The organism is Saccharopolyspora hattusasensis, from assembly GCF_050972075.1.
Lineage (GTDB): Bacteria > Actinomycetota > Actinomycetes > Mycobacteriales > Pseudonocardiaceae > Saccharopolyspora > Saccharopolyspora hattusasensis.
The window spans coordinates 2,599,434-2,626,214 of record NZ_JBPCDC010000001.1 but is presented as its reverse complement, the minus strand read 5'-3'; the positions used below and the strand labels follow the sequence as shown (position 1 = coordinate 2,626,214).

The following is a 26,781-nucleotide window of genomic DNA, read 5'->3' as shown; positions in this document are numbered from 1 at the left end:
CAGCAGTGATCGGTCTGTTCGCGGTGACCGCGGCGGGACGGCGGGCGGCCGCCGAACTGGCCGGACGGCTGGGGCCGGACGCGGTCGTCGCCGACGGGCCGATCGGCCCCGCCGTGCGCCGGCTCTGGGACCACCTGGACGCGGCGGTGTTCTTCCTGGCCAGCGGCGCCGCGGTGCGGCTGGTCGCGCCTCTGTTGCGGGACAAGCACACCGATCCCGGTGTGGTCTGCGTCGACGAGGCGCGCCGCTTCGCCATCTCCCTGGCCGGTGGCCACGCCGGAGGCGCGAACGCGCTCGCCGAGCAGGTCGCCGATGTGCTCGGCTGCACCCCGGTGGTCACCACCGCCACCGACAGCATCGGCACCACCCCGCTGGACGAACTCGTCGACCAGCTCGACGCCAGCGTGGACGGTGACCTGGCGGCCTGCGGCGTCGCGATCCTGGACGGCTGGCCGGTACGCCTGGTCAACCCGCACGGCTTCCCGCTTCCCGCCCTGCCGCGCAACGTCGCCACCGACGCCGAAGCGCCACTGTGGACGGTCGTGATCGACGACCGGCGGCCGACGCAGGACGAGGAGCGGACGCTGCGGCTCATCCCGCGCACGCTGGTCGTCGGCATCGGGTCTGCGCGGGGCGTCTCGCGGACGGCGGTAACCGAGACGGTCGCCCGGCTGGACCGCGAGCACGGCTTGGACCCGAGGGCGATCCGCGCGGTGGCCAGCGTCGACCTGAAGGCCGACGAGGACGGCATCCTCGAAGCCGTGCAGGACCTGAGCTTCTGGCACTCCGCCGGCGGCGAGGAGCTGTCGCTGCTGACCTATCCGGCGGGCGCGCTGGCCGGTGTCGAGGTGCCCAACCCCAGCGAGGTGGTGCGCGCCGAGGTCGGCACGCCCTCCGTCGCGGAGGCATCCGCGCTGCACGCGGCCGCCCGGCTGGGCGCCGGGGCGCCCGTCGAGCTGGTGGTGCCGAAGATCAAGGGCGACAACGTGACCGTCGCCGCCGCTCGCATCCGGCCGCGCGGTCGACTGGCCATCATCGGCATCGGCCCGGGCGCGCCCGACCTGCGAGCCCCGCGCGCCGACATCGAGCTTCGCCGCGCCTCCGTGGTCGTCGGTCTGGACCAGTACCTCGACCAGGTGCGGCACCTGCTGCGCCCCGGCACCGAGGTGCGCGCCACCGGGCTCGGCGCCGAGGAGGCCCGCGCCGCCGAGGCGGTGGAGCTGGCCCGGGCGGGCCGCGCGGTGGCGCTGATCGGCTCCGGTGACGCCGGGGTGTACGCGATGGCCAGCCCGGCGCTGGAGAAGGCCGACGTCGACATCGAGGTCGTTGGCGTGCCGGGGGTGACGGCGGCGCTGGCCGCGTCCGCGCTGCTGGGCGCGCCGCTGGGCCACGACCACGCGCTGATCAGCCTGTCCGACCTGCACACGCCGTGGGAGATCATCGAGCGCCGCGTCCGGGCGGCGGCCGAGGGCGACCTGGTGGTGTGCTTCTACAACCCGCGTTCGGAGCAGCGGCACTGGCAGCTCGGCCGGGCCCTGGAGATCTTGGCGGAGCACCGCCCGGTGACCACGCCGGTCGGCGCGGTCCGCCAGGCCAGCCGTGCCGGGCAGCGGGTGTGGTGCGCCCCGATCGGCGAATTCGACCCGGCCGAGGTGGACATGTTCACCACGGTGCTCGTCGGCTCCTCGCAGTCCAGCGTGGTCGGTGGTCGGATGGTGACGCCCCGGGGCTACCGGTGGATGGCGGCGGATGCCCGCTGACCCGCTGGTGATCTCGACGGCCTGCACGGCGTGCGGGGCCTGCCTCCTGACCTGCCCGGAGCACGCCCTCCGCCCGGCCCGGGGCCGCCCGGTGGTCCTGGCGGACCGCTGCACGGTCTGCGGGGAATGCGTCGAGATCTGCCCGGCGGATGCCATCGACCTGCTCCGCTGATCGCGTTCGTTTGTTCGTTTAGGCGAGATCGCTTTCGAACAGCCGGGCCGCCATCGCCGGACTCGGCTGGACGACCTGTTGGCGTACCGCGAGCGCGCTCGACGTGCCCGCGCGGCAGGGCTGGACGAAGCGGCAGGGCTGGACGAAGCGGCAGGGCTGGACGAAATGGTGCGGGTGTCCGAGGCGGCGGGCCGCTACGGCCTCCCGACCGACGCGCGTGTCGGGCGGTTGTCCGAATCGGAGCAGGAAGACTGAGCCAAGACGGATGATTCGCCCTCCTCTGCCGCGGCTTCTTCGTCCCTGGCTTCGGGTGCGGGGGCGTGCTTAGCTGGCTGTGATGAGTGGCCACATGTCGCCGGAGGAGTTCCGGGCGTTCGGTCGGCAGGTCGTCGACTGGATCGCCGACTACTACGCCGGTGTCGAGAAGCATCCGGTTCGGTCGCAGGTGCGGCCCGGTGAGGTCCGGTCGCAGCTCCCGGCGCATCCGCCCGAGCAGGGCGAGCCGTTCGAGCGGGTGCTGAGCGACCTCGACGCGGTGCTGATGCCGGGCGTGACGCACTGGCAGCACCCGAACTTCTTCGCCTACTTCCCGGCCAACGCCACCGGCCCGTCGATCCTCGGTGACCTGCTCTCCAGCGGGCTCGGCGTGCAGGGCATGGTCTGGGCGACCAGTCCCGCGTGCACCGAGCTGGAGACCGTGGTCGTGGACTGGATGGCCGAGCTGCTGGGCCTTCCCGAGCACTTCCGGACCGATGCCGTCGGCGGCGGGGTGATCCAGGACTCCGCCTCCAGCGCTGCGCTGGTCGCCTGCCTAGCGGCATTGCAGCGGGTCAGCGACGGACAGGTCGCGAGCCGGGGCATCACCCGGCGCCACATGCTCTATGTCTCCGCGCACACCCATTCGTCCCTGGAGCGCGCGGCGCGGATGGTCGGCATCGGCGCGGACAACGTCCGGATCGTCGACGTCGACCCGGACTCGCTCGGCATGGACCCGAAGCACCTCGACGCCCTGATCGCCGAGGACCTCGCCGCCGGCGCGGTGCCCACACTGGTGTGCGCGACGATCGGCACCACCTCGACGACCGCGATCGATCCGGTCCGTGAGGTCGGCGACGTGTGCCGGGCGCGCGGGGTCTGGCTGCACGTGGACGCGGCGTACGCGGGTGTTGCCGCGGTGTGCCCGGAGCTGCGCTGGATCAACGACGGCGTCGCCGAGTTCGCCGATTCCTACTGCACCAACGCGCACAAGTGGCTGTTGACCAACTTCGACTGCAGCCTGCTGTGGATGGCCGACCGGCGGCCCATGATCGACGCGCTGTCGATCCTGCCCGAGTACCTGCGCAACCCGGCGACCGCGTCCGGTGAGGTGATCGACTACCGGGACTGGCAGGTGCCGCTGGGTCGCCGGTTCCGGGCGTTGAAGCTGTGGTCGGTGCTGCGCTGGTACGGCGCGGAAGGGCTGCGCGAGCACATCCGCACCACCGTCGGCCTCGCCCAGGAGTTCGCCGGCTGGGTCCGCGACGACCCACGCTTCGAGCTCCTGGAGCCGCACCCGCTGGGCCTGGTCTGCTTCCGGCCGCTGTTCCCCGAACTGTCCACAGAGGACGCTGGTGATCGGGTCCACCGGCTGATGGAATCGCTGAACGAGTCGGGGGAGCTGTACCTGACCCACACCAAGGTGGGCGGCGGGACGCTGCTGCGGCTCGCGGTCGGTTCGCCGCAGACCGAGCGGCGTCACGTGCTGGCGGCCTGGAAGCGGATCCAGGAGGCGGTGGGCTGACCTGCCCGCGAGCAGCGCGTAGCCGACCGGCACGAACACGTGCGTCGGCGCGGGCCACCCACCCGCGATCGCGGCACTCGTGATCGCGCTGCGGACGACGTGAAGGGCACCCCGGACCGCCGAAGGTGCCCTTCACCTGTGCGTCAGGCGGGCAGGTGCACGCGGCGGTGCAGGCGGTCGCCGATGTCCTGCGCCGCGTTGTCCAGTAGCTTGTGCGCCAGCTCGAACAGGGCGCGGGCGATCGCGATCTCGTCGCCGATCTGCGGTACCTCCGGGTCGTCCGGGTGGCGCCGCGCCGTGCCGTGGCCGTGCAGCGCCTGACCGCCCGGAGTGGTGAAACCGACGTCTGCGGTGGTCTTCGCGCCCGCCTCCACGACCTGCAGGTTCAACGTGATGGTGTGGGTCTCGTTCATGGTCGCCTGCTTCCTACTCGTTGCTGTTATTTGTTCGAGCAGGACATTTCGCTCGCCGCCGTACCACTGGTGCACGGCTGGAGTCCAGGCTGGGCAGTCTCAGCCGATCGGCCATCGTTCCGCGAGCTGCGGTGATGGCTACGTCCCGATCTTTTGCCAGGGACCCCGAACGAACGGTGCACCAGCCTTGGCTGATACGTGTGATCCTTGGGTCCTGACCGGGCCGTTGCCGGGAACATCCCGACGCCTGGCAGCCTACTCGATCTCTCCCGTTTTTGATCAGATAAGCCCAGGAAAACCGGGCTCTCAAGGTCGCCGTAGCCCAAGCATGCGCTGGCCGACCGGAACGGCGAAAGAGTCGAATTCACCCATTTGGGTATCCGCTGGCCGGATCGGTGATCGACCTCACGGGGTTTGACCTTGGGTGGTGGGCAAGGAAAGATACGGCCGCCGACAGTGCAGGAACCCGGTGCGAATCCGGGACGGTCCCGCCACTGTGACCGGGGAGTGGGCCTCACTCGTTGCCACGGCTGCCAACAGCTGGAAGGCAGGGGAACCGCGTCGATCCGGGAGTCAGGAGACTGCGCGTCGGCCCCGCGTCGCGCCGCGACGCGCGGACACCGAGCCCCTCGGGCGGGAAACCCAGGAGGTCGGAGATCCCATGTCTTGGGATGCCGAAGCGAGTCGGCCGCAGGCCGGTTGGGGCGCCGCCGAGCGCCGGAAAGCAGCGGTCGTACTGGCCGCCGTCGGAGTGCTCCACCTAGCGGGCTGGAGCGCCTACCTTTTGCAACAAGAATCGTTCAGCGCGGTCGGCGGGCTGGCCGCCGCCGGGACGACGGCGTACCTGCTCGGCCTGCGCCACGGGTTCGACGCGGATCACGTCGCGGTGATCGACGACGCGACGAGGCTGCTGATGCAGCGCGGCCGCCGACCGGTGTCGACCGGCATGTGGTTCGCGCTCGGGCACGCCAGCGTCGTGCTGTTCCTCGCCGCCGCGATCGCCTTCATTGCCGGACCCGCTGCGCAGCAGTGGGCCGAGCAGGCCGGGGTGCAGGTCGCCACCGTCGTGGACCTGATCGTGGTTGCCGTGCTGAGCTCGTTGGCGGTGCTCAACGCGCTGGTGCTGCGCGACGCCCTGCGGTTGCTGCGCCGCGCCCGCCGCGGCGCGGTCGACGAGACCGAGGTCGAGCTGGTGCTGGGGCGGCGCGGCCTGCTCGCCCGGCTGCTGCGCGGGCGGATGCGCGGCGTCGGCCGCTCCTGGCACCTGTTCGGCATCGGGCTGTTGTTCGGGCTCGGCATGCAGACGGCCACCGAGATCACGGTGCTGGCCATGGTGTCGCCGACCGAACACCAGTCCGCCATCGCGGTGCTGAGCCTGCCGCTGCTGTTCGCCGCCGGAATGTGCACAGTGGACAGCGTGGACGGGATGCTGATGTCCCGCGCCTACACTTGGTCGCTGGCGCGGCCCCTACGGCGGCTGTGGGTGAACGTGACCACCACGGCCCTGACCGTCGTGCTGGCCGCCGTGATCGCCTTCATCGTCCTCTGTGGACTGCTGGCGGAGCACGGGTTGTCGTTCCTGGACGGGATCGCGGCCGTGAGCGACCAGTTCGAACTGCTCGGCTACATCACGCTCGGGCTGTTCCTGGCGGTCTGGGGCGGGGCGGCGCTGTGGTGGCACCTCAAATCCCGGAAGGAGCCGGAAGTCGAATGAGCGGCGGTTTCGCGCCAGCAGGGGAGAGCGGCGGTTTCGCACCAGCCGGGGAGAGCGGCGGCACTCCAGCAGGGGAGAGCGGTGGCACTCCAGCCGACCGCACCGTGCACCCGATCGAGACCGAGTCCTACCGGATCATGCGGTCCAGGGCCGATTTCGCCCACTTCCCGCCGCTGGCCAGGGCGGTCGTCGAGCGCGTCGTGCACACCACCGCCGACCCGAGCTGGACCGGCGAGGTCGTCGCCGGCGAAACCGCGTTGCGGGCCGGGCGCGCGGCGCTGCTCGACGGCGCGCCGCTGATCACCGACGTGCGCATGGTCGCGGCCGGGATCACCGCGCGCCCGGCCGAAATCGGCCTGGACCGCTCCGGTGTCGCCGAGTTCGCCGCGACCGCCGGCCTGACCCGATCCGCGGCGGGCATCCGGCTGGCCGCCGAAGAACACCCCGACGGCGCGGTGTGGGCCATCGGCAACGCCCCGACCGCGCTGTTCGAGCTGATCCGCCTCGCCGAGACCGGCCGGCTCAACCCGGCGCTCGTCGTCGGCGTCCCGGTCGGCTTCGTCGGCGCGGTCGACGCCAAGGCCGCGCTGCGGCGCAGCGGCCTACCGGCCGTGACCACCCTGACCGAACGCGGCGGTGCGGCCATCGCCGCCGCCGCGATCAACGCCCTCCTCTACTGGGCAGAACCTGGAGGTAACCGGTGACCGAACCGCTGCTGGTCGTGGGCCACGGCACGGTGGACGAAGGCGGTGTGACGGAGTTCCACGCCTTCCTCGACCGCCTGCGCACCCGGATGTCGGCCGCAGGCGTCGACACCGCAGGCGGGTTCATCGAGCTGTCCGCCCCCGCGGTCACCGAAGCCTGGAGCGAGCTCACCGCCCGCGGCCACCGCCGGATGGCCGCCGTGCCGCTCGTGCTCGTCGCCGCCGGGCACGGCAAGGGCGACATCCCGGCCGCGCTGGAACGCGAAGTCCGCCGCCACCCCGGCACGTCGTTCGTGTTCGGCCGCCCGCTCGGACCGCACCCGATCCTCCTGGAACTGCTCGCCGAACGGATCGAGGCCGTGGTGCCGCGCGCCGACTGGCCCGACACCGCCGTGGTGCTCGTCGGCCGCGGCTCCACCGACCCCGACGCCAACGCCGAAGTGTGCAAGGTCTCACGGCTCTTGCAAGAGACCTGCGGCTTCGACACGGTAGAAACCGCGTTCATCTCCCTGGCACCACCGGACGTCGCCGGTGGGCTGGAACGGGCTCGTAGGCTCGGGGCGAAGCGGATCGTGGTCGCCCCGTACTTCCTGTTCGACGGCGTGCTTCCGCAGCGCGTGGTCGACCAGGCACGCGAGTACGCGAGCTCCGCGCCGGACATCGACGTCCGCGTCGCCGGATACCTGGGAGACTGCGACGCCCTGGTAGATCTCGTCGTGGAGCGCTACCACGAGGCCCTGCACGGCGACATCCGGATGAACTGCGACACCTGCGCCTACCGGGTGCTGCTGCCGGGGTTCGAGGACAAATTGGGCGCACCGCAGACACCGCACCACCACCCCGACGATCCGACCGGACACGGTCACGGACACGGACACGCACATGGCCACACAACCCGATAATCACTACCTCGCCGGACTCGACCTCACCGGGCGCCGAGTCGTCGTGATCGGCGCGGGCACCGTCGCGCAGCGGCGACTACCCCGGCTGATCAGCGCCGGAGCAGCGGTCGAGGTGATCGCCCCGGAGGCGACCCCGGCGGTGGAGGCCCTGGCCGACGCCGGGGAGATCACCTGGAGCCGGCGCGGGTACCGCGACGGCGACCTCGACGGAGCCTGGTACGCGGTGGCAGCCGCGTCCGACGACGCGGTGAACGCCGCGGTCGGCGCGGAAGCGCAGCGGCGCCGCGTGTTCTGCGTGCGGTCGGACCGCGCGACCGAAGGGAGTGCGGTGACGCCCGCAGTGGCGGAGCACGACGGGCTGCTGCTCGGCGTGCTCGCCGGCGGCAAGCCGCGGCGGAGCGCGGCGGTGCGCGACGCGCTGCTGGAGGCGCTGCAGGCGGGAGTCGCGGACGAGCACGCAGAGCCGCCGGAGGCGGGTGTGGCGCTGGTCGGCGGCGGCCCGGGGGCGCCGGACCTGATCACGGTGCGCGGGCGCCGCCTGCTGGCCAAGGCGGACATGGTGATCACCGATCACCTCGCGCCGCGGGAGCTGCTGGAGGAGTTGGGTCCGCACGTCGAGGTCGTCGACGCCTCCAAGATCCCCTACGGCCGGGCCGCAAACCAGGAGGTCATCAACCGCACGTTGATCGACAACGCGCGGGCGGGCAAGTTCGTGGTGCGCCTGAAGGGCGGCGACCCGTACGTCTTCGGTCGCGGTTTCGAGGAACTGCTGGCGTGCGCCGAAGCCGGCGTGCCGGTCACGGTCGTGCCCGGTGTGACCAGCGCCTTCGCAGCCCCGGCGGTCGCCGGCGTGCCGGTGACGCATCGGGGAGTCGCCCACGAGGTGGTGGTCGTCTCGGGGCACGTCGCGCCCGACAACGAACGTTGCCTGGTGGACTGGACGGCGCTGGCGCGGCTGCGCGGCACCCTCGTGCTGCTCATGGCGGTGCAGCGCATCGAGGCCTTCGCGGAGGTCTTGATCAAGAACGGCCGCCCGGCGGACACCCCGGTGGCGGTGGTCCAGGAAGGCACGACCAGCACCCAGCGCTCCCTGCGAACCACCCTCGCAGCGGTCGCCGAAGAAGTCCGGGCCAACGACATCAAGCCCCCGGCGGTGGTCGTCATCGGCCCGGTCGCAGCCCTGAAATAGGGAGCTCTCGGATCGGGTGGAGGCGGGTAGTGGTGACCAGGTGAGCGGGACGTCGGTCAGCTGAGCACGACGACTCCTGCCTGGACGTTAGCTGCGCAGGTGCACCCCGTGAGCCTCTTGGGCTGCTATGGCAACCGACAGGCTTACGGCACCTGGCCTGCGGAAACGGGAATGCGGCCCGCTGAAGCGCCCGTTCTGGTGGTCCAGGACTGGCATCCCCTGGTCCTCAGTGGACGGACAGTCGCATAGGCAGCTGGCTGGTCCCGCGTTGCGACCGAGCTCTTGACCGGGCTTTCGGCCACCGGCCGTAGCCGCGATGCCACGATCGCCCGGGAGATCGAGGTCTCGCTGGCAATCGACGTTCATCCCGGTCTACGTGACGACGCCACTCCTGGAAGAGCACTTCAAGGGAGCATGGGCGCAATCCCTCGTGGAACTGCGCCCAAGCTGCCGATGTCTTGAGGTCGGTGCGGTTCGCAGCGGGCTCGGCGCCTACGTGCGGTCGCGTCGCATTCCGCCGCGGTCGTTGCGGGCGCCGTGGCCTCCCCGCCCGCTCCGGCCCGACGGGCCGTGCGCGTTGCGGCCGCCTCCGCCGCTGCCGCGGCCTGCGGCTTCGCTGTGGCCTCCGGCCGCTGCGCGTCCGCCGTCGGCGCCGCCGCGGGGGCTCTGGCCGCCGAAGCCGCGCTCCGCACGGCGCGGCCCGCGCCCGCGGGGCTCGCCCCGGCGTTCGCCGGGCTCGTGGGACGAGCGCTGCGCTCTGCCCGCGTCGCGCCCGCGCGACGCTTCACCGTGCTTCGCGCCACGGCTACGCCGCGCTTCGCCTTGCTGCGCACCGCGGTTGCGCGGTGCTTCGCGTTTCGGGGTGGCGATGGCGACGCCGATGGGTTCGCGGGCACCGGTCAGGCGCGTCAGTTCGGCGTCTTCCGGGCTGACCGTGGTGGTCGTGGCCGTCACGCCGGCTTGGTTCGCCATGGTTCGGAAGGCCTGCTTCTGGTCGTCGGTGACCAGGGTGACGACAGTGCCGGTCGCGCCCGCTCGGGCCGTGCGGCCCGCTCGGTGCAGGTAGTCCTTGGGGTCGGTCGGGGGTTCGACGTGCACCACGAGGCTGACGTCGTCGACGTGGATGCCGCGCGCCGCGACGTTCGTCGCCACCAGGGTTTCGGTCTCGCCGCTCTTGAATTCGTCGAGGATGCGGGTTCGCGCGTTCTGGGCCTTTCCGCCGTGCAGTGCCCCGGCGCGGATTCCGGCCGCGCGCAGCTTCTTCGCCAGGCGGTCAGCATGGTGCTTGGTTCGCACGAACATGATCGTGCGGCCCTCGCGGGCCGCGATGCGGGCGAGCACAGCCTGCTTCTCGGCTGCGGACACCAGGAACTGGTGGTGCTCCATGCTGTCCACGCTCGCCGCCGGCGGCGCGAGCGAGTGCACCACCGGGTTGGTCATGTAGCGCTCGACCAGCTTGTCGACGTCGCCGTCCAGCGTCGCGGAGAACAGCAGGCGCTGGCCGTCGGCGGGGACCAGGTCGAGCAGTTCCCGGACCTGCGGCAGGAAGCCCATGTCCGCCATCTGGTCGGCCTCGTCGAGCGCGGTCCGCTCCACTTCGGACAGCACGCACGTGCCTTGGCGCACGTGGTCGGCCAGGCGGCCGGGCGTCGCGACGAGCACGTCCACGCCCCGGCGCAGGGTATCGACCTGCCGGGTGAACGACGTGCCGCCAACGACCTCGCGGACGTAGAGCCCGAGCGACTTGGCCAGCGGCTTGAGCGCGTCCGTGACCTGCGTGGCCAGTTCGCGGGTGGGCACCAGCACCAGCCCGCGCGGGTGCAGCGGGCGGGCGTTGCCCTGCTGCATCGCCAGCAGGGGCAGGCCGAAGGCGAGTGTCTTGCCGGACCCGGTCTGGCCTCGGCCGAGCACGTCGCGGCCGGTCAACGCGTCCGGGATGGTCGCCGCCTGGATCGGGAACGCCTCGACCATCCCGTTGTCCGCCAGGGCGCGCACCAGGCGGTCGGGCAGCCCGAGCTGGTCGAAGGGCGCCGGGTCGACGGCGGTGACGCCGACCTCGTCGAACAGGCTTCGCTTCGGCGTTGGCTGCTGCGCCTGCGGGCGGCGTCGGCGGGGTCGGCGGGACGAGCGCGCGGGCGTGGTGAACGAACTTGGTGACACGAAGAAACTCCCGGAAGACGGCGCGTCACGGGGAGGCTTCGCGGGGGGCCGCGTGCGATCTCAAGGACGAGCCCGGCGCGTTCGCGCCGATAGGTGGATTTCGAGTCCGTCGACTCGCGGATGGGCCGGTGGTTCTCCCGGCCGGTTCAGCGCCGAGTCTAGCCGATCGCGCACGGTCGCCGGTGGCTGGCGTGTGCGGTGGCCAGACCCGGCCCTGAGACCGCGATCACATCAGATTTCCCGCTTTGGCAAGGAGAACCGCGAGTTTCTCCGGGTCTGCCCGGTGCTCGTCGGTGCCGCGGGCGCGGAACCAGCCGGCGATGTTGTCCGCGTCACGTCGAAGGTAGGTGAGCCCCAGCGGATTCGCCGCCAGGTCGACCGCCTGCGGCAGGTCGATCAACATCAGCCGGCCGTCGTGCACCAGCACGTTGTACGCAGACAGGTCGCCGTGGGTGAATCCCTGCTCGGCCAACGTCGCAACAACATCCACCAGATCACGCCGCAAACAGCACCGACACCGGTCCGGTCACGACGAGGATCGCAAAGGCATCCGCAGGGTTCTGCGCGTGCGAGGCGAGCGGTCCGACCATTGTGCTCCCGTCCTCCGGTGATCAGGCCCGGACGACGACGCAGAGCTTGCGGGTGCCTTCGCGCTCCACGCGCAGGCCGGCGTCGTTGACCACGTCGATGACGTCCTCGACCTCGGCGGGCTCGTCCGGCGACTGGGCGAGCGCCCGCGCCAGCTTCCCCTTGTGCGCCTTGTTGTGGTGGCTGACCACCTTGCGCTTGCCCGTCGCGTCCTCGGACAGCACGCGCACCTCCACGGCGCTGGGAACCCTGGCCAACGCGGCGTAAGCGCCGGACCTCAGGTCGACGACGAGGTCATCGGCCGCGGCCAGCACCGGCTCCAGCGCCGGCCGCCACGCGCTGCGCAACGTGCCCAGGCCGGGCAGCGAACTGCCACCGGAGAGCCGGTAGGCCGGAATCGAGTCCGTGCCGTGCACGATGCCGAACAGCGCCGAGGCGACGGCGAGCCGAGCATCGGCCTGCTTGCGTTCAACCGCCGACAGCGAACGCACGTCGAGGGCATCGTAGAGCACCCCGGTGTAGCGCTCCAAGGCCGGCGCGGTGGGCGAATCCCAGAGCTCGGAGTTGCGCCGGACCTCGTCGCCCTGCCGCTCCGACAGCCCGAGCGCCTCCAGGCTGGCGGGCACGTCGTCGGCCAAAGTGGACAGTGCCTCGATCAGCTTCCGCCTGGTGGGAGTCAACTCCGGGTGCGACAGACCGTCCAGGTCCAGCGGCGAGCCCGACCCGCCGACCGACTTGGTCTCCGAAGGAGGAAGCAGAATCAACACCCCACCAGGGTAAGCGCCCCCAGTCCAACGCCAACGAGCCCGGTGCTCCACTCCTGCGCGGTTTGGACCACAGTTTCAATTGAAACTGTGGTTTCTCCGGCGCGCGAGAGCCTCGTGGATTGATTCGACTACCGGTTCCATGGATCTCTGGATGTGCTTGTTCGTCACGACGATGACGATCCACCCCGATTCGAAGAGACGTTTCCGGCGCGCCTCGTCCTGGCGAAATTGGTCCGGATCAGCGTGCCAATGTCCGTCGTATTCGACAGCGACGCGCTCCGCGGGGAACGCCAGGTCGACGCGCGCGACGAAACGCCTCCGGATGATCACCTCGAACTGGGGAACCGGATCCAGGCCGCGCAGATTGAGTTCGACGCGTAGGACTGATTCCGGGATCGACTCGGCTCGGCCATCCAGGTAAGGGATCCGCTGCCGTGCGAGCACGACCCCGTCGTCGCCACGTCCGGAAACAAACTTCGCGATCCCTTCGGCGGTGATCAAGTTAGCGTGCAGCAGGGCATCGCAGTGTGCGATCGAAAGTGCCATCGAACGACGTTTCAGCAGGTCGAAAGCAGTGCGTTCGATGCCCGCCAGCCTGATGCCATGCCAGGGCGAGTGCTCGAAATCGTAGGTCCGCACTGCGGAGCAGCGAAGTCCTTGCCGCCGATGCATGCCGTACTCGCGGGGCACGATCACATCTACCGGGGTCGAGAAGTCGGCTAGGGCGGCTCCATGGAGGGTGGCCGACGACAGACCGGTGAGCATTGCGGTCGGGGGAAGTCGCATCGCGGCGGCAAGGCACTTGAGTTCGTGTGTGAGTGGTGTTCCGCTGATCGTGTACACGCCGTGCAAGACGCGGAGGAACGCCGAGCTGCGGAGGTGGTTGTCGGTCAGTCCTGCGGCCAATGCCTCGGAGCGGAGGAAAAGCCTGTGCTCGTTGCCCAGGGGGGCGCTGCTGATTGCCATCACATCTATAAGAGGCAGGTCTTCGGCCGCCAGATACACCGGTCGCCAAATCCTTGGACAACTTCATCCCCTCGTGGGCAGGTGAACCACAGTTTCAATTGAAACTGTGCACCAACCCCCAGGAACCACAGTTTCAATTGAAACTGTGGTCCGACGAGCGCCGCCACCAGATCGCTTACGATGTCCTCGCCGCGCTTGGCCAAGAACCAGGTCAGCGCGCCCCGGCGCGAGCAGTCGCGTGCGGAGGCCGAGTTCCGCCCACCGGCTGTTGGCGGTGCGGGCCTGTTGAACGGACATCGGCCCCCCTCCGCGAAACGGACCTACTTCGAGGTAACCGCAGGCGCGGCGGCTCGACGAGGGGCCAACCGGATCAGTGCCCGCTCGCGACGCAGAATTCGTTGCCCTCCGGGTCCGCGAGCACGGTCCACCGCAGGCCGTCGGGCCCGTCGTGCTCACCCAGTTCCGTCGCCCCCAGCTCGACGAGGCGGCGCACTTCGGCCCGCCGGTCGGTGGTGTCCAGGTCCACGTGCACCCGGTTCTTCCCGGCGCGCGGCTCGGGCACCCGCTGCAGCGCGAGCGCCACACCGCCCTCCTTGTTCGCGGCGAGCATCACGAACTTATCGTCGTCGAAGACGACCGAGGTGTCCAAGGCCAGCGTCCAGAACTCGGCCAGCTCCCGGGGTGATGCGCAGTCGATCGTCACCATGCCGATACTCAATGCCATGGCGCGGAAGATATGCGCTGACCCCGACACTCGCCGGGTGACGTGGGTAATCCGCTGGTGGTGACCCCGGGGTGGGTCGCTACCCTGCCGTTGACGAATCAGGCCGGATGAGGAGCTAGTAGCCGTGATCACGAGGATGTCGACGTTGTTCCTGCGTACCCTGCGCGAGGATCCGGCCGACGCCGAGGTGCCGAGCCACAAGCTGCTCGTCCGCGCCGGCTACGTCCGCCGGATCGCGCCGGGCATCTACTCGTGGCTGCCGCTGGGCCTGCGGGTGCTGCGCAAGATCGAGGAGATCGTGCGCGAGGAAATGAACGCGATCGGTGCGCAGGAGATCCACTTCCCCGCGCTGCTGCCGAGGGAGCCATACGAGGCCACCAACCGCTGGACCGAGTACGGCCCGAACCTTTTCCGGTTGAAGGACCGCAAGGGCGGCGACTACCTCCTCGGCCCGACGCACGAGGAGCTGTTCGCGCTCACGGTCAAGGGCGAATACAGCTCCTACAAGGACTACCCGGTCATGCTGTACCAGATCCAGACCAAGTACCGGGACGAGGAGCGGCCCCGCGCCGGCATCCTGCGCGGCCGCGAGTTCGTCATGAAGGACTCCTACTCCTTCGACCTGGACGACGAGGGGCTGGCCAACTCCTACCAGCTGCACCGCGACGCCTACATCCGGATTTTCGACCGGGTCGGGCTGCGCTACGTGATCGTCGCGGCCACCTCCGGCGCGATGGGCGGCTCGGCGTCCGAGGAGTTCCTCGCCGAGAGCGAGACCGGTGAGGACACCTTCGTCCGCAGCACCGGGTCGGGCTTCGCCGCCAACGTCGAGGCCGTGGTCACCCCCGCGCCGCCCGCCGAGCCGATCGAGGGCAAGGCGGCCGCCCAGGTCCACCACACCCCGAACACGCCGACCATCGAGACCTTGGTCGACTTTCTCAACGCCAACACCGAACGCAAGTTCACCGCGGCCGACACGCTGAAGAACGTGCTGGTCAAGACCCGGCAGCCGGGCTCGCAGGACTGGGAGCTGCTGGCCGTGGGCGTGCCCGGGGACCGCGAGGTCGACATGAAGCGGCTGGAGGCGTCGCTGGAGCCCGCCGAGGTGGCGCTGCTGGAGGAGGCCGATTTCGCCGCCAACCCGTTCCTGGTCAAGGGCTACATCGGCCCGAAGGCGCTGCGGGACAACGGGGTTCGCTACCTGGTCGACCCGCGCGTGGTGACCGGGACGGCTTGGGTCACCGGCGCCGACAAGGCCGACCACCACGTGGTGGACCTGCTGTGCGGCCGGGACTTCACCCCGGACGGCACCATCGAGGCCGCCGAGGTCCGCGAGGGCGACCCGTCGCCGGACGGCCAGGGCACCCTGGTCGCCGCGCGGGGTATCGAGATCGGCCACATCTTCCAGCTCGGTCGCAAGTACGCCGACGCGTTCTCGCTGGACGCGCTCGGCCAGGACGGCAAGCCGAAGCGGATCACGATGGGCTCCTACGGCGTCGGGGTTTCGCGGTTGGTCGCCGCGATCGCCGAGCAGAGCCACGACGAGCAAGGCCTGGTGTGGCCGCGCGAGGTGGCGCCCGCCGACGTGCACGTGGTGATCGCGGGCAAGGACGAGAGCATCCGGGAGCGCGGCGAGGCCATCGCGGCCGAGCTCGATGCGGCCGGCGTGCAGGTGATCCTGGACGACCGGACGGTGTCGCCGGGCGTGAAGTTCGCCGACTCCGAGCTCCTCGGGGTGCCGACGGTCCTGGTGGTCGGCAAGGGCTTGACCAAGGGCGTCGTCGAGGTCCGCGACCGGCGTTCGGGCGAGCGCGCGGAGGTCGAGGCCGGCAACGCCGTGCCGCACCTCATCGAGGTCATCCGCGGCTGACGATCTCGGGTCCGTGAGCGTTTTTCGGTGCTATAGCGCCGAAAACCACTCACGGGCCCCGGACTTTTGACACGTTTCGTGAACGGTGAGCTCACGACAGCGCGGCGAGCACCGCGTCGGTGTCGGCGAGGGTGGGCAGCACGGCGTGGGCACCGGCGGCGCGGAGGTTGTCCTCGCTGCTGGAACCGGTGGCCACGCCGACCGCGACGGCGCCGAAGCGCAGCGCGCCCGCGATGTCGTGCGGCGTGTCGCCGACGACCACGACGGAGTCGGGGGAGATCGGCTTGCCGTGGCGGTCTTCGGTCTTGGCGACGGAGTCGGCGATCAGGTCGTGGCGGTGCACCGAGGCGGCGCCGAAACCGCCGATCTCGAAGTCGATGTGGTGGTGCAGGTCGAACGACTCGAGCTTGTGGAAGGCGACTTCCGCGAGGTTCCCGGTGACCAGCGTCTGGGTGAACCTCGGCTCGGCGGCCAGCGCCGTCAGCGCCCGCGCGGCTCCCGGCAGCGCGCTGCCACGATGCGACAGCTCGTCGCGCGTCTCGGCGACCGCGCTGGTCAGCGCCGCGAACATGGCCGCGATCGTGGGCTCGTCGGGGGTGCTGCCGTGGATCTCCAGCACGTCGGTGGTGATCGCCAGCTCGGTGCGGCCGGCGGTGTCCGGCATGCGGTGCAGCGCCTTGCCGGTCACGTCCGCGAGCGCGCGGCGGTACCAGCGGGAGCCGAAGCCCCGGGCGTCGATCAGCGTCAGGTCGATGTCCCACAGCACGAGTCGGGTCACCGCACCATCCTGCCAGCCGAACGCCCGGAGCGGGCCATCCCAGGTGTCAGGACGCGAGGTCGCTGCGGGCCGTTTCCGTGACGATCGACATGCCCACCACCGTCAGCGCGAGGCAGCAGACGAGCATGATCGCCACCGGCATCGCCGAATGTGTCGCCCGCAGCAGCGCCGCGCCGGCCAGCGGCGCGGCGGCACCGGCGAACACCGTGGCGGCCTGATACCCCACCGAAACACCTGAATAGCGCACCGAAGTGCCGAAAAGCTCGGCGTAGAAGGCGGATTGCGCCCCGGTCATCGTGCCGTGCAGCAGCAGGCCGACCGCCACCGCCAGGAACACCAGCACCGGGTCGTGGCTCGCGACCATGGGGAAGAAGGTGATCGTCCACAGTGCACATCCGATGGCGGCGGTGACCGCCACCGGGCGGCGGCCGAGCCGGTCGGACAACGCCCCGCCGCCGAGCATCGCCAACGCCTGCACGAGGGAGCCGACTGTGACGGCAGTGGTCGTGAGCGCCGTGGGCGCTCCGATGTTGCCCGCGTAGACCAGCAGGAAGATCGTGAACACGTAGAACGCCGCGTTCTCCCCCACGCGTGCCGCGAAAACCGCGAACACCTGCCGCGGGTACTGGCGCAGCGCCTGGAACACGGGCGCTCGCGCCTCCCGGCGTTCCTCGGCGACGGCGCGGAACAGCGGTGACTCGGCGACCCGCAGCCGCACCCACAAACCGATGACGACCAGCAGGATCGACGCGAGGAACGGGATCCGCCAGCCCCACGCCGAGTACTGCGCACCGGTCGTGCTGCCTGCCACCGCGGCCAGGGCCGCCGTCGCGAGCAGGTTGCCCAGCGGCCCACCGGTCTGCGGCCAAGCGGTCCAGAAGCCGCGCCGGTCGCGGGAACCGTGCTCGGCCACCAGCAGCACGGCGCCGCCGAACTCGCCGCCGAGTGCGAAGCCCTGCACCAGCCGCAACAACGTCAGCAACAGCGGCGCGGCGCCCCCGATCTGTTCGTAACCCGGCAGCAGGCCGATCAGCACCGACGCGGAGCCCATCAGGACGAGGCTGACCACCAGCAGCCGCTTGCGGCCGACGCGGTCGCCGAAGTGGCCGAACACCAGCCCGCCCAGCGGTCGGGCGGCGAACCCGACGGCATAGGTGACCAGCGCAAGCAGCACGGCGAGGAGCCCGTCCTGGTGCGGGAAGAAGACCGGCCCGAAGACGGTGGCCGCGGCGGCCCCATAGAGGAAGAAGTCGTAGAACTCGACGGTGGTTCCGACCACGCCCGCGGACACCACGCGGGCGAGTCGGCGGGTGCCACCAGTTGTTGTCGTCACGAACGCAAAGATTGCGCGCCCGGGAACGCCCCGCACAAGATCTTCGCTCGAATTGGCGAGTCCGAGCTCAGCCGGGTAGGAAGCTCAGGCGGACTCGGCGAACCGGATTGTCCACATTGGTGTCCACCAGGCACACCGACTGCCAGGTGCCCAGTGCGAGTTCGCCACCCAGCACCGGGATTGTCGCGTACGGCGGGACGAACGCGGGCAGTACGTGGTCCCGGCCGTGCCCCGGCGAACCGTGCCGGTGCCGCCAGCGGTCGTCCGCAGGCAGCAGGTCCCGCAGCGCGGCGAGCAGGTCGTCGTCGCTGCCCGCGCCTGTCTCGATGATCGCCAGCCCGGCGGTCGCGTGCGGCACCCAGACGTTGAGCAGCCCGTCGCGGGCCCCGGCCGAACACAGGAACCGGTCGCACTCCGCGCCCAGGTCGTAGACGACCTCCACGGAGCCGGTCCGGACCTCGATTTCCTCGCTGTGCATGGGTTCTACACTAGGCAGCCGTATCGAATCGGCCCAGCCGGTGCGAGGATGCGGGCATGCGAGAGGCATTCGGTTCGACCTTCGACGTCCCGGACGGCTACCTGAACACCGCGAGCATCGGCATCCCGCCCGTCGACGCGGCCCGCGCGGTCGCCGATTCGGTGGCGCGCTGGGGAAGCGGCCTCGACGGACCGAAGGACTTCGACCCGGCCGTGGCCACCGCGCGGGCCGCGTTCGCCCGCCTGATCGGCACCACCGCGGACCGGGTGGCGATCGGATCCACCGCCTCCCAACTCGTCGGCCTGGTCGCCGCGAGCCTGCCGGCCGGGGCCCGCGTGCTGGTCGCCGCGAACGAGTTCACCAGCGTGGTCTTCCCCTTCGCCGCGCAGCGGGACAGGGGAGTGCGGGTGACCGAGGTCGAGCTGTCCGAGATCGCCGAGCACGCCGCCGATCACGACGTGGTCGCGGTCAGCGTCGTGCAGTCCAGCGACGGCCGGATCGCCGATCTCGACGCCCTGCGGCAGGTCGCCGCGGCGAACTCGACGCGGGTGCTGCTCGACGTCACGCAAGCACTCGGTTGGCTGCCGTTGCAGCTCGATTGGGCCGACTGGGTCGTGGGCGCGGCCTACAAGTGGCTGCTGTCGCCGCGCGGCGCCGCCTGGCTGGCGGTCCACCCGGATGCGCCCGAGATCCGGCCGAGCAGTGCGAACTGGTACGCGGGCCAGGACCCGTGGAGCTCCACCTACGGCCTGCCCCTGCGGCTGGCGGACGGCGCCCGCGCGCTCGACCTCTCGCCCACGTGGTTGGCGCAGGTCGGGGCGGCCGCGGCGATGGACTGGCTGGCTGGGATCGACATGACCGCCGTCGCCAAGCACTGCGCCGGGCTGGCCGACGAGTTCCGGACGGCCCTGGACCTGCCCGCCGCAGGCTCGGCGATCGTCTCGGTGCAGGTGCCCGACGCGGTGTCGAAGCTGACCGCGGCCGGGGTCGCCTGCGCGGCGCGGGCGGGCCGGGCCAGGCTGTCGTTCCACCTCTACAACACCGGTGCCGACGTCGAGCGCGCGGTGCTCGCGTTGCGATGAACATCAGGGGTGTCCATCTTGTAATCCGCGCCCGCTACCGTTGGTGCTCGTGCCGGACCGACCAGGTGTGCCCGAAGAGATGACGGGAGCACAAGACAACACGCAGCGTGAAACCACGCCGCTGCGCCGCGACAATTCGCTGATCAGGCCTGATCGCGCGTCGGCGGTGCCACCGGGAGAGGCCACCCGGCCTGCGTTCGCCGCGCCGCCCCGCCAGGACCTGCCGCCCCACCCCGGACCGCCCCACCCCGAACCGCCACGCCCCGATGCGCCGCGACCGCAGGTGCACCAGCCGACGAGTCGGCGGGCCGCCCCGGTGTCGCAACCGCGCCGCATCACGTCGGCGAGCTGGCTGCTGCGAGGGCTCGGGTTGTTGGTGATCTCGGTGCTGTCCGGCCTGATCTGGCTGATGCTGAAGCCGGACAGCGGCGAGGAGGCCGCGCCGCCGCCGCCGGACCTGCCGCGCTACCAGTTCACGCCGATCCACCGCGAAGAGGCGTTCCAGGGCTGCCAGAACGTCTCCACCGCCAAGATCAAGAGTTTCTTCCAGAAGCAGGAGTGCACGCACCTCACGCGGGCGCTTTACAGCACCACGTTGCCCGACGGCACCCGTGTGCTGACCTCGCTGGTCACCGTCCTGATGCCGGACGCTGCGACCGCCCAGCAGCTGAACGACCTGACCACCAAGGACGGCACTGGCAACATCCGGGACCTGGTCGACGACGGCCGGGACGGCACCAAGGGCATGCCCGCGCTGGAAGACGACGCCTACGCCTCGGACCGCCAGTTCCGGCTCGTGGTGATCGGCGACTCGGCCTACTACGACAAGAACACGCCGAAGAAGGACCCGGCCCTGCTCGACGTGACCCGCGAAGTCCTGAAGCTCGGCTGGCCCCAGGAACAGACCCCGCGCTGACACCCGGACTTCCCGGCAGGTCCCACACGCCCCGGTTCGCTCCCGGTAGCGCCGCGTTTCCGCTGGTCAGTTCCTGCGAGTCCGTAAAACCGCGCACGGGCCCACCCGCGCACCCGCGTCGGCGGCCGGGGAGGTCATGGCTGGCCGGGGAAGGGTTGTGCGGCCGGTTGCCTGCCGATGGTGAGCCGCCAGCGGGTGGCCCGGACCGCTGAGGTGGTGAGGCCATCGAGCGCGATGCCGCGGAGCGCGGGGTCCTCGGAGTTCTCCAGCACCGACCGCCAGCCGATCTCGCAGTCGTTCTCCGCCGTGACCAACAGCCCGATCGCCGCTTCCTGGCCGCTCACCGGCCCCCCGACGGAGTACGCCGGCTGAGCCGCCGGCGGCGTCTGCGCCGCGTCGCGGAGCGTCCGCTCCGCGGTGTCGCGCAGCCTCTGGTGCTGTTTCATCGCGTCGTCGATCGCGCTGCGCACGCGGGGTTCGCCCACGAACGCGCTCGCCAGCCCGTACACCCACACGGCCGCGTGCTCCGCGCTCAACGCGCTTCGCAGCGCATTGCCCGCTTCCTCCGAAAGCTCCGTCATCCGAGCACCTCCCGCAGGCTCGCGCAGCTCGCCGAGACCGACCCCGCCAGCCCGGCCCGGTAGGGCGGCAGCCCCGGTACTAGCTTGGCCGCCGCGTCCTGCGCCCCGGTCAGCGCATCGCGCAGCGCCTGCGCCGCTGCGTTCGCCGATCCCGGGGCCTGCTTCGGCGCCGGATCAGGCACCGACGGCGGGTCTTTCGGATCGCGCGGGGCGAGCCGGTCGATTTCGCGCTGCATCGCGTCGGCGTGCACGCTCCGCGCGGTGGCGATCTCGTTGGCGGCGTCGGCCAGTTCGGGATGCGACTGCGCGATCGCCTTCGCGAGCTGGGCGTCGGATTTCGCCGCCGCCGCCAGTGCCAACAACGGGTCGGGCTCGTCGGGTGCCGAGCTGCACGCCGCGGTCAACGCGGCGGCTGCTGGCACGGCCGCGAACAGCCGCAGCACGCTCCGCCGCCCCAGCACCGACCTGGCTCGCGAGGAGGATTCCACGCCGTCGTATCCTGCCAGGCGATCACCCGGCCGAACGCCCCGGCACCGCCGGTGGGGATCCGCATGGTCGCCGACTCGATCCGCCGATCGTTGGGGTCCCATGCCGCGCTCGGGTGCGGGTGGACGCGATACCCTGGTCGACCGCGGCCGGCACAGACAGCATGGTCGTGTCGGCACCGCGGGCTGACCGGCCCCGCGACCGGTGCCGCGATGTTGCCAGGTCTGTACAGACCCCGATCGAAATTTAGGGAGTGCCAACGTGTCCAGCCCGCCGCGCGGTGCGATCACCGCGCAGCTGGAGCCCGTCGTAGCCGAGGCCGTGGCTCGAACGGGCTTCGACCTGGAGGAGTTCGACGTGCAGCAGGCCGGCCGCCGCCGGCTGATCAAGGTCGTCATCGACTCCGACGACGGGGTCGGCCTCGACGAGATCTCCGTCGTCAGCCGCGCGGTGTCGGAGGTGCTGGACGCGCACGAGCATGTCCTGGCCGGCTCCTACACGCTGGAGGTCACCTCGCCGGGCGTGGACCGGCCGCTGACCCGCGCGCGGCACTGGCGGCGGGCGCGCTACCGGCTGGTCAAGATCAGGTTCACCGGCGGCGAGAAGTTTGTGGCGCGGGTCGGGGAAGCCGATGATGAAGGCGTCACGGTGCTGGTCGGCGGCGAGCTGCGCCGGGTGGCCTACCGTGATGTCGAACGCGCGGTGGTCGAGGTGGAGTTCCAGCAGCCACCGGCGGAGGATTTGGTCAAGCTGGAGCGTGCTGCGGGCGGCGTTTCCCAAGCGGGGGACGACCAGGAAGACACGGAGGAGTCGAGGTGAACGTCGACATCGCGGCGCTGCGTGCGATCGAACGCGACAAGGACATCCCGTTCGAGACGGTCCTGGAAGCGATCGAATCGGCACTGCTCACCGCATACCGCCACACCGAAGGGCACCAGTCGCACGCGCGGGTGGAGGTGGACCGCAAGACCGGTGTCGTGCGGGTCATCGCGCACACCCTGGCCGCCGACGGAAGCGTGGAGGAGGAATGGGACGACACCCCGGAGGGCTTCGGGCGGATCGCGGCGACCACCGCGCGGCAGGTCATCCTGCAGCGCCTGCGCGATGCCGAGCACGAGCGGACCTTCGGCGAGTTCGCCGCCAAGGAAGGTGAGATCCTCGGCGGCGTCATCCAGCGTGACGCCCGGGCCAACTCCCGCGGCATGGTCATCGTGCAGGTCGGGGACAGCGAAGGTGTGATTCCCTCCGCTGAGCAGGTGCCCGGCGAGAACTACGAGCACGGCACCCGGATCAAGTGCTACGTCGTCGGGGTTTCCCGGAGCTCGCGCGGACCGCAGATCACGCTGTCGCGCACCCACCCGAACCTGGTGCGGCGGCTGTTCGCGCTGGAGGTGCCGGAGATCGCCGACGGCACCGTGGAGATCCCCGCGGTGGCGCGGGAGGCCGGGCATCGCTCCAAGATCGCGGTGCGCTCGACGGTCAGCGGCGTCAACGCCAAGGGCGCCTGCATCGGGCCGATGGGCTCCCGGGTGCGCAACGTGATGAGCGAGCTGGGTGGCGAGAAGATCGACATCATCGACTACTCGGACGACCCGGCCACCTTTGTCGGCAACGCCCTGTCGCCGGCCAAGGTAGTCTCGGTGGAGGTCGTGGACGAGCGGACCAAGACCGCTCGGGTGGTCGTGCCGGACTTCCAGCTCTCGCTGGCGATCGGCAAGGAAGGCCAGAACGCCCGGCTGGCGGCGCGGCTGACCGGCTGGCGGATCGACATCCGCAGCGACGCCGACCCCGGTGAACCCACCAGTGCGGCGGGCCAGCCCCCGGCGCAGGCGTCCGGGCTTGACCCCGCGGTGGAAGGTCTGCCGACCGTGGGTTCGGCCGAGTAACCTCGTCGGGTTAGAATCACAGGAGGTCGACGCGAGGGGAGCGACAATCCGCACATGTGTCTCCGGCGAACGCGGCGAGAGCCGTGGGCCGGTGCGTACTTGCGTGGGGTGCCGTGCCCGGACGTCGTCCTCGGAGCTGCTGCGAGTGGTGGCTAAGGTCGGTCGGGCGGGTCCCGTCGCTGTTCCCGATCCACGACGTCGGCAACCGGGCCGGGGAGCATGGCTGCACCCTGATCCGGCGTGCCTTCGTCTGGCCGAGCGGCGCCGGGCTTTTCCGCGTGCACTGCGTGCGCCGGGAGCCCTGGACACCTCAGCCGTGCAGGCTCACCTGAGTGCCGGGCAACCGCCGCTGGCAGCTCAAGACATGACCGACGCGGGATCCGTCCCGCGCCAGGCAACTGAAGGAAAGCAGGTCGACCCGTCATGAATCAGCCGTGAAGCTGAAGCCATGAACGCGCATCGGCGATAGGACGAGGTCGAGCGGGACTGCCGCCCGGCCTCACCCAGATGAGGAGAGCAGTGGCAGGCAAGGCCCGCGTACATGAGCTCGCCAAAGAGCTCGGTGTTACCAGCAAGGAAGTTCTGAACAAGCTCGCCGAGCAGGGCGAGTACGTGAAGTCCGCGTCGTCCACCGTGGAAGCCCCGGTGGCGCGCAGGCTCCGTGACGCGCTCGCCAAGCCCTCGGCGTCGAAGAAGAGCGACGCCAGCGGCGGCGGCAAGCCCGCTCCGGCAGAGCCCAGGCCGTCCCGCGCCGAAGCGGCGGCGCCGAAGCCTGGACCCAAGCCCGGTCCGCGCCCCGAGGGGCCGGCCGGTGAGCGTCCCAAGCCCGGCCCCAAGCCGGGCCCGAAGCCGATCCCCAGGCCCGAGCCGGAGTTCAAGCCGGTCGAGCAGGTCCCGGCCGCCAAGGCCGAGACCCGACCGGCGCCGGGCCCCAAGACCGAGCACAGGCCTGCATCGGGCCCGAAGCCCGGTCCGAAGCCGAGCCCTAAGCCCAGCCCGAAGCCGAGCCCGAAGCCGGGCGGCGACGGCGACGCCGGCGTGGTCCCGCCGCGCTCGAAGGCGCCGAAGCCAGGCCCGCGGCAGCCGCGCGTCGGCAACAACCCGTTCGGCGTCGGCAGCGGAGCGCCGCAGCAGCGGCCGCCGCGGCCGGGCCCGGGTGGCCGTCAGGGCGGCGGGCAGGGCCCCGGCCGCCAGCACGGCGGTCACGGTGGTCCTGGCGGCCAGCGCCAGGGCGGCGGTCAGGGTGCCGGCACGGCACCGGCCGCGGGCAACGCGCCGCGCGGTGACGGTGGCTCGCGCCCGAACCCGGGCATGATGCCGCCCCGTCCGAACCCCGGCATGATGCCGCCCCGGCCGCAGCGCAGCGGTGGCGGTCCCGGCGGCGGCCGTGGTGGTGGCGGCGGCGGTGGCGGCGGTCGTGGTGGACCGGGCGGCGGCGGTGGCGGTCGTCCCGGCGGTGGCGGCGGTCGTCCCGGTGGGGGCGGCGGCTTCCGCGGCGGTGGCGGTGGCGGCGGCGGTGCGCCCAGCGGCGCCCCGGCCGGCGGTGGCTTCCGCGGTCGTCCCGGCGGCGGCGGTGGCCGTCCGGGCGGTCCCGGTGGTCGCGGCGGTGCGGCCGGTGCGTTCGGTCGCCCCGGCGGTCCGGCCAAGCGCGGTCGCAAGTCGAAGCGGCAGAAGCGCCAGGAGTACATGGAGAACATGCAGGCGCCGTCGGTCGGCGGCGTCCGCCTCCCGCGCGGCAACGGCGAGACTGTTCGCCTGCGCCGCGGTGCTTCGCTGACCGACTTCGCCGAGAAGATCAACGCCAACCCGGCCTCGCTGGTACAGGCGATGTTCCACCTCGGTGAGATGGTCACCGCGACCCAGTCCGTCTCCGACGAGGTGCTGGAGCTCCTCGGCCAGGAGATGAACTACCAGATCGAAATGGTCAGTCCGGAGGACGAGGACCGGGAGCTGCTGGAGTCGTTCGACATCAGCTACGGCGACCCGGGCAGCTCCGAGGACGAGCTGGCGGCCCGTCCGCCGGTGGTGACCGTCATGGGTCACGTCGACCACGGTAAGACGCGACTGCTGGACACCATCCGGAAGACGAACGTGCAGGCCGGCGAGGCCGGTGGCATCACCCAGCACATCGGTGCCTACCAGGTCATCACCGAGCTGGAACGCAACAAGCGGCCGATCACGTTCATCGACACCCCCGGTCACGAGGCGTTCACAGCCATGCGTGCCCGTGGTGCCAAGTCGACCGACATCGCCGTGCTGGTGGTGGCCGCCGATGACGGCGTCATGCCGCAGACGGTGGAGGCGATCAACCACGCCCAGGCGGCCGGTGTGCCGATCGTGGTCGCGGTCAACAAGATCGACGTCGAGGGTGCGAACCCGGCCAAGATCCGTCAGCAACTGACCGAGTACAACCTGGTTGCCGAGGAGTACGGCGGCGACACCATGTTCGTCGACATCTCGGCGAAGCAGGGCACCAACATCGACAACCTGCTTGAGGCGATCCTGCTCACCGCGGACGCGGCGCTGGACCTGAGGGCCAACCGGAACATGCCCGCCCAGGGCGTCGCGATCGAGGCCCATCTCGACCGCGGCCGCGGTCCGGTGGCCACGGTGCTGGTGCAACGCGGCACGCTGCGGGTCGGCGACTCGGTGGTGGCCGGCGATGCCTACGGTCGCGTCCGCCGGATGATCAACGAGAACGACGAGGACGTCTCCGAGGCGCTGCCGTCGCGGCCGGTGCAGGTCATCGGCTTCACGTCGGTGCCGGGTGCGGGCGACACCTTCCTGGTAGTCGACGAGGACCGGGTGGCCCGGCAGATCGCCGACCGCCGCGGGGCCCGCATCCGCGAGGCGCAGAACGCGGCCAAGCGCAAGCGGGTCAGCCTCGAGGACCTGGACAAGGTGCTCAAGGAGACCAACCAGCTGAACCTGATCATCAAGGGTGACAACTCGGGTACCGTCGAGGCGCTCGAAGAGTCCCTGATGAAGATCGAGGTCGGCGAAGAGGTCGAGCTCCGGGTGATCCACCGCGGGGTCGGTGGCATCAACGAGTCGGACATCAACCTCGCCACCGCGGAGAACACCATCGTCCTGGGCTTCAACGTCCGGGCCGAGGGCAAGGCGTCCGAGGTCGCCAACCGTGAGGGCGTGGAGATCCGGTACTACTCGGTGATCTACCGCGCGATCGAGGACATCGAGCAGGCCCTCAAGGGCATGCTCAAGCCCGAGTTCGAGGAAGTCGAACTGGGCAGGGCCGAGGTCCGCGAGGTCTTCAAGTCCTCCAGGGTCGGTTCCATCGCAGGTTGCATGGTCATCGAGGGCATCATCAAGCGCAACGCCAAGGCACGCCTGCTGCGGGACAACGTGGTGGTCGCCGAGAACCTCAGCATCAACTCGCTGAAGCGGTTCAAGGACGACGCGACCGAGGTCCGCGAAGGCTTCGAATGCGGTCTGACCCTGGGGTCGTACAACGACATCAAGGTCGGGGACGTCATCGAGCCCTACGAGATGCGCGAGAAGCCGCGCGACTGAG

The 26,781-nt window shown here is 70.8% G+C and carries 26 protein-coding genes and 1 riboswitch; of the genes, 15 read left to right on the top strand and 11 right to left on the bottom strand.

Features of this window, described 5'->3' with window-relative positions:
- Nucleotides 1–5: 5 nt before the first annotated feature.
- From cobJ to ACRXBZ_RS11585, 4 genes are all read left to right on the top strand, one after another.
- Nucleotides 6–1,760: a precorrin-3B C(17)-methyltransferase gene (gene cobJ, locus ACRXBZ_RS11600; protein ID WP_433879124.1), complete on the top strand. Its 1,755-nt coding sequence runs from the start codon at nt 6–8 to the stop codon at nt 1,758–1,760.
- Nucleotides 1,750–1,932: a DUF362 domain-containing protein gene (locus ACRXBZ_RS11595; RefSeq protein WP_433879123.1), complete on the top strand. Its 183-nt coding sequence runs from the start codon at nt 1,750–1,752 to the stop codon at nt 1,930–1,932. The genes cobJ and ACRXBZ_RS11595 overlap by 11 nt, the downstream gene beginning before the upstream one ends.
- A gap of 78 nt (nt 1,933–2,010) precedes the next feature.
- Nucleotides 2,011–2,187 carry a hypothetical protein gene (locus tag ACRXBZ_RS11590; protein WP_433879122.1) on the top strand — a complete coding sequence of 59 codons (177 nt, stop codon included), beginning with the start codon at nt 2,011–2,013 and terminating at the stop codon, nt 2,185–2,187.
- A gap of 94 nt (nt 2,188–2,281) precedes the next feature.
- Nucleotides 2,282–3,712: a pyridoxal-dependent decarboxylase gene (locus tag ACRXBZ_RS11585; RefSeq protein WP_433883855.1), complete on the top strand. Its 1,431-nt coding sequence runs from the start codon at nt 2,282–2,284 to the stop codon at nt 3,710–3,712.
- A 143-nt stretch (nt 3,713–3,855) separates the two neighbouring features.
- On the opposite strand, the gene ACRXBZ_RS11580 is transcribed toward ACRXBZ_RS11585, so the two are convergent.
- Nucleotides 3,856–4,125, bottom strand: a complete 270-nt coding sequence (locus ACRXBZ_RS11580) for a DUF1876 domain-containing protein (RefSeq protein WP_168584877.1) — start codon at nt 4,123–4,125, stop codon at nt 3,856–3,858.
- 459 nt (nt 4,126–4,584) lie between these two features.
- Nucleotides 4,585–4,709, top strand: a riboswitch (cobalamin riboswitch).
- A 77-nt stretch (nt 4,710–4,786) separates the two neighbouring features.
- Between ACRXBZ_RS11580 and ACRXBZ_RS11575 the strand changes: the two genes are divergently transcribed.
- The 4 genes from ACRXBZ_RS11575 to cobA are packed head-to-tail and all read left to right on the top strand — an operon-like array spanning nt 4,787 to nt 8,634.
- On the top strand, nt 4,787–5,839 hold the full coding sequence (locus ACRXBZ_RS11575) for a HoxN/HupN/NixA family nickel/cobalt transporter (protein WP_433879121.1): 1,053 nt from the start codon (nt 4,787–4,789) through the stop codon (nt 5,837–5,839).
- Nucleotides 5,836–6,543, top strand: coding sequence for a precorrin-8X methylmutase (locus ACRXBZ_RS11570; RefSeq protein WP_433879120.1), 708 nt, complete (start codon nt 5,836–5,838; stop codon nt 6,541–6,543). The genes ACRXBZ_RS11575 and ACRXBZ_RS11570 overlap by 4 nt, the downstream gene beginning before the upstream one ends.
- Complete coding sequence (locus tag ACRXBZ_RS11565) at nt 6,540–7,445, top strand: sirohydrochlorin chelatase (protein WP_433879119.1); 906 nt, start codon at nt 6,540–6,542, stop codon at nt 7,443–7,445. Before ACRXBZ_RS11570 ends, ACRXBZ_RS11565 begins: the two co-directional genes overlap by 4 nt.
- On the top strand, nt 7,426–8,634 hold the full coding sequence (gene cobA, locus ACRXBZ_RS11560) for a uroporphyrinogen-III C-methyltransferase (RefSeq protein WP_433879118.1): 1,209 nt from the start codon (nt 7,426–7,428) through the stop codon (nt 8,632–8,634). The genes ACRXBZ_RS11565 and cobA overlap by 20 nt, the downstream gene beginning before the upstream one ends.
- 492 nt (nt 8,635–9,126) lie before the next feature.
- Here cobA and ACRXBZ_RS11555 read toward each other — a convergent pair whose 3' ends face one another.
- From ACRXBZ_RS11555 to ACRXBZ_RS11535, 5 genes are all read right to left on the bottom strand, one after another.
- Entirely contained in the window at nt 9,127–10,794 is a 1,668-nt protein-coding gene (locus tag ACRXBZ_RS11555; RefSeq protein WP_433879117.1) for a DEAD/DEAH box helicase, read from the bottom strand.
- 226 nt (nt 10,795–11,020) lie between these two features.
- Complete coding sequence (locus tag ACRXBZ_RS11550) at nt 11,021–11,284, bottom strand: RIO1 family regulatory kinase/ATPase domain-containing protein (RefSeq protein WP_433879116.1); 264 nt, start codon at nt 11,282–11,284, stop codon at nt 11,021–11,023.
- A gap of 121 nt (nt 11,285–11,405) precedes the next feature.
- Entirely contained in the window at nt 11,406–12,149 is a 744-nt protein-coding gene (yaaA, locus tag ACRXBZ_RS11545; protein WP_168584872.1) for a peroxide stress protein YaaA, read from the bottom strand.
- Nucleotides 12,150–12,224: 75 nt separating this feature from the next.
- Nucleotides 12,225–12,992 (bottom strand): endonuclease domain-containing protein, encoded by a 768-nt coding sequence (locus tag ACRXBZ_RS11540; RefSeq protein ID WP_433879115.1) that lies wholly within the window; start codon nt 12,990–12,992, stop codon nt 12,225–12,227.
- 493 nt (nt 12,993–13,485) lie between these two features.
- Nucleotides 13,486–13,839, bottom strand: a complete 354-nt coding sequence (locus ACRXBZ_RS11535; protein WP_433879114.1) for a VOC family protein — start codon at nt 13,837–13,839, stop codon at nt 13,486–13,488.
- A 124-nt stretch (nt 13,840–13,963) separates the two neighbouring features.
- On the opposite strand from ACRXBZ_RS11535, the gene ACRXBZ_RS11530 reads away from it, so the two are divergent.
- Nucleotides 13,964–15,709, top strand: a complete 1,746-nt coding sequence (locus ACRXBZ_RS11530; protein WP_433879113.1) for a proline--tRNA ligase — start codon at nt 13,964–13,966, stop codon at nt 15,707–15,709.
- Between the two features lie 91 nt (nt 15,710–15,800).
- Here ACRXBZ_RS11530 and ACRXBZ_RS11525 read toward each other — a convergent pair whose 3' ends face one another.
- The 3 genes from ACRXBZ_RS11525 to ACRXBZ_RS11515 form a co-directional block, all read right to left on the bottom strand.
- Nucleotides 15,801–16,487: an HAD family hydrolase gene (locus tag ACRXBZ_RS11525; RefSeq protein ID WP_433879112.1), complete on the bottom strand. Its 687-nt coding sequence runs from the start codon at nt 16,485–16,487 to the stop codon at nt 15,801–15,803.
- Between the two features lie 46 nt (nt 16,488–16,533).
- Nucleotides 16,534–17,766 carry an MFS transporter gene (locus ACRXBZ_RS11520; RefSeq protein ID WP_433883854.1) on the bottom strand — a complete coding sequence of 411 codons (1,233 nt, stop codon included), beginning with the start codon at nt 17,764–17,766 and terminating at the stop codon, nt 16,534–16,536.
- A gap of 121 nt (nt 17,767–17,887) precedes the next feature.
- A complete protein-coding gene (locus ACRXBZ_RS11515) occupies nt 17,888–18,298 on the bottom strand; it encodes a YjbQ family protein (protein ID WP_433879111.1) in 411 nt (136 codons plus the stop codon).
- 56 nt (nt 18,299–18,354) lie between these two features.
- Between ACRXBZ_RS11515 and ACRXBZ_RS11510 the strand changes: the two genes are divergently transcribed.
- Entirely contained in the window at nt 18,355–19,380 is a 1,026-nt protein-coding gene (locus ACRXBZ_RS11510) for an aminotransferase class V-fold PLP-dependent enzyme (RefSeq protein WP_433879110.1), read from the top strand.
- Nucleotides 19,381–19,459: 79 nt separating this feature from the next.
- Complete coding sequence (locus ACRXBZ_RS11505) at nt 19,460–20,296, top strand: hypothetical protein (RefSeq protein WP_433879109.1); 837 nt, start codon at nt 19,460–19,462, stop codon at nt 20,294–20,296.
- A gap of 134 nt (nt 20,297–20,430) precedes the next feature.
- Here the strand turns inward: ACRXBZ_RS11505 and ACRXBZ_RS11500 are convergent, their stop codons facing one another.
- Together ACRXBZ_RS11500 and ACRXBZ_RS11495 are read right to left on the bottom strand one after the other, a co-directional pair.
- A complete protein-coding gene (locus tag ACRXBZ_RS11500) occupies nt 20,431–20,877 on the bottom strand; it encodes a ferritin-like domain-containing protein (protein ID WP_433879108.1) in 447 nt (148 codons plus the stop codon).
- Nucleotides 20,874–21,365, bottom strand: a complete 492-nt coding sequence (locus ACRXBZ_RS11495) for a hypothetical protein (protein ID WP_433879107.1) — start codon at nt 21,363–21,365, stop codon at nt 20,874–20,876. The genes ACRXBZ_RS11500 and ACRXBZ_RS11495 overlap by 4 nt, the downstream gene beginning before the upstream one ends.
- 259 nt (nt 21,366–21,624) lie before the next feature.
- Here ACRXBZ_RS11495 and rimP point away from each other — a divergent pair, with 259 nt between their 5' ends.
- From rimP to infB, 4 genes are all read left to right on the top strand, one after another.
- The gene (rimP, locus tag ACRXBZ_RS11490) at nt 21,625–22,182 is read left to right on the top strand and encodes a ribosome maturation factor RimP (protein ID WP_168584863.1); all 558 of its coding nucleotides are present in this window, start codon (nt 21,625–21,627) and stop codon (nt 22,180–22,182) included.
- Entirely contained in the window at nt 22,179–23,249 is a 1,071-nt protein-coding gene (gene nusA, locus ACRXBZ_RS11485; protein WP_433879106.1) for a transcription termination factor NusA, read from the top strand. Before rimP ends, nusA begins: the two co-directional genes overlap by 4 nt.
- A complete protein-coding gene (locus ACRXBZ_RS11480; protein WP_433879105.1) occupies nt 23,155–23,676 on the top strand; it encodes a YlxR family protein in 522 nt (173 codons plus the stop codon). Before nusA ends, ACRXBZ_RS11480 begins: the two co-directional genes overlap by 95 nt.
- 92 nt (nt 23,677–23,768) lie before the next feature.
- On the top strand, nt 23,769–26,780 hold the full coding sequence (infB, locus tag ACRXBZ_RS11475; RefSeq protein ID WP_433879104.1) for a translation initiation factor IF-2: 3,012 nt from the start codon (nt 23,769–23,771) through the stop codon (nt 26,778–26,780).
- Nucleotide 26,781: the final 1 nt, after the last annotated feature.

Excerpts from the sequence above, each read along its gene's own strand:
- ACRXBZ_RS11595 (WP_433879123.1), top strand. The coding sequence starts at position 1,750 with ATGCCCGCTGACCCGCTGGTGATCTCGACGGCCTGCACGGCGTGCGGG.
- ACRXBZ_RS11585 (WP_433883855.1), top strand. The coding sequence starts at position 2,282 with ATGTCGCCGGAGGAGTTCCGGGCGTTCGGTCGGCAGGTCGTCGACTGG.
- ACRXBZ_RS11580 (WP_168584877.1), bottom strand. The coding sequence starts at position 4,125 with ATGAACGAGACCCACACCATCACGTTGAACCTGCAGGTCGTGGAGGCG.
- ACRXBZ_RS11575 (WP_433879121.1), top strand. The coding sequence starts at position 4,787 with ATGTCTTGGGATGCCGAAGCGAGTCGGCCGCAGGCCGGTTGGGGCGCC.
- ACRXBZ_RS11570 (WP_433879120.1), top strand. The coding sequence starts at position 5,836 with ATGAGCGGCGGTTTCGCGCCAGCAGGGGAGAGCGGCGGTTTCGCACCA.
- cobA (WP_433879118.1), top strand. The coding sequence starts at position 7,426 with ATGGCCACACAACCCGATAATCACTACCTCGCCGGACTCGACCTCACC.
- ACRXBZ_RS11535 (WP_433879114.1), bottom strand. The coding sequence starts at position 13,839 with ATGGCATTGAGTATCGGCATGGTGACGATCGACTGCGCATCACCCCGG.
- ACRXBZ_RS11515 (WP_433879111.1), bottom strand. The coding sequence starts at position 18,298 with ATGCACAGCGAGGAAATCGAGGTCCGGACCGGCTCCGTGGAGGTCGTC.
- ACRXBZ_RS11510 (WP_433879110.1), top strand. The coding sequence starts at position 18,355 with ATGCGAGAGGCATTCGGTTCGACCTTCGACGTCCCGGACGGCTACCTG.
- ACRXBZ_RS11505 (WP_433879109.1), top strand. The coding sequence starts at position 19,460 with ATGACGGGAGCACAAGACAACACGCAGCGTGAAACCACGCCGCTGCGC.
- ACRXBZ_RS11500 (WP_433879108.1), bottom strand. The coding sequence starts at position 20,877 with ATGACGGAGCTTTCGGAGGAAGCGGGCAATGCGCTGCGAAGCGCGTTG.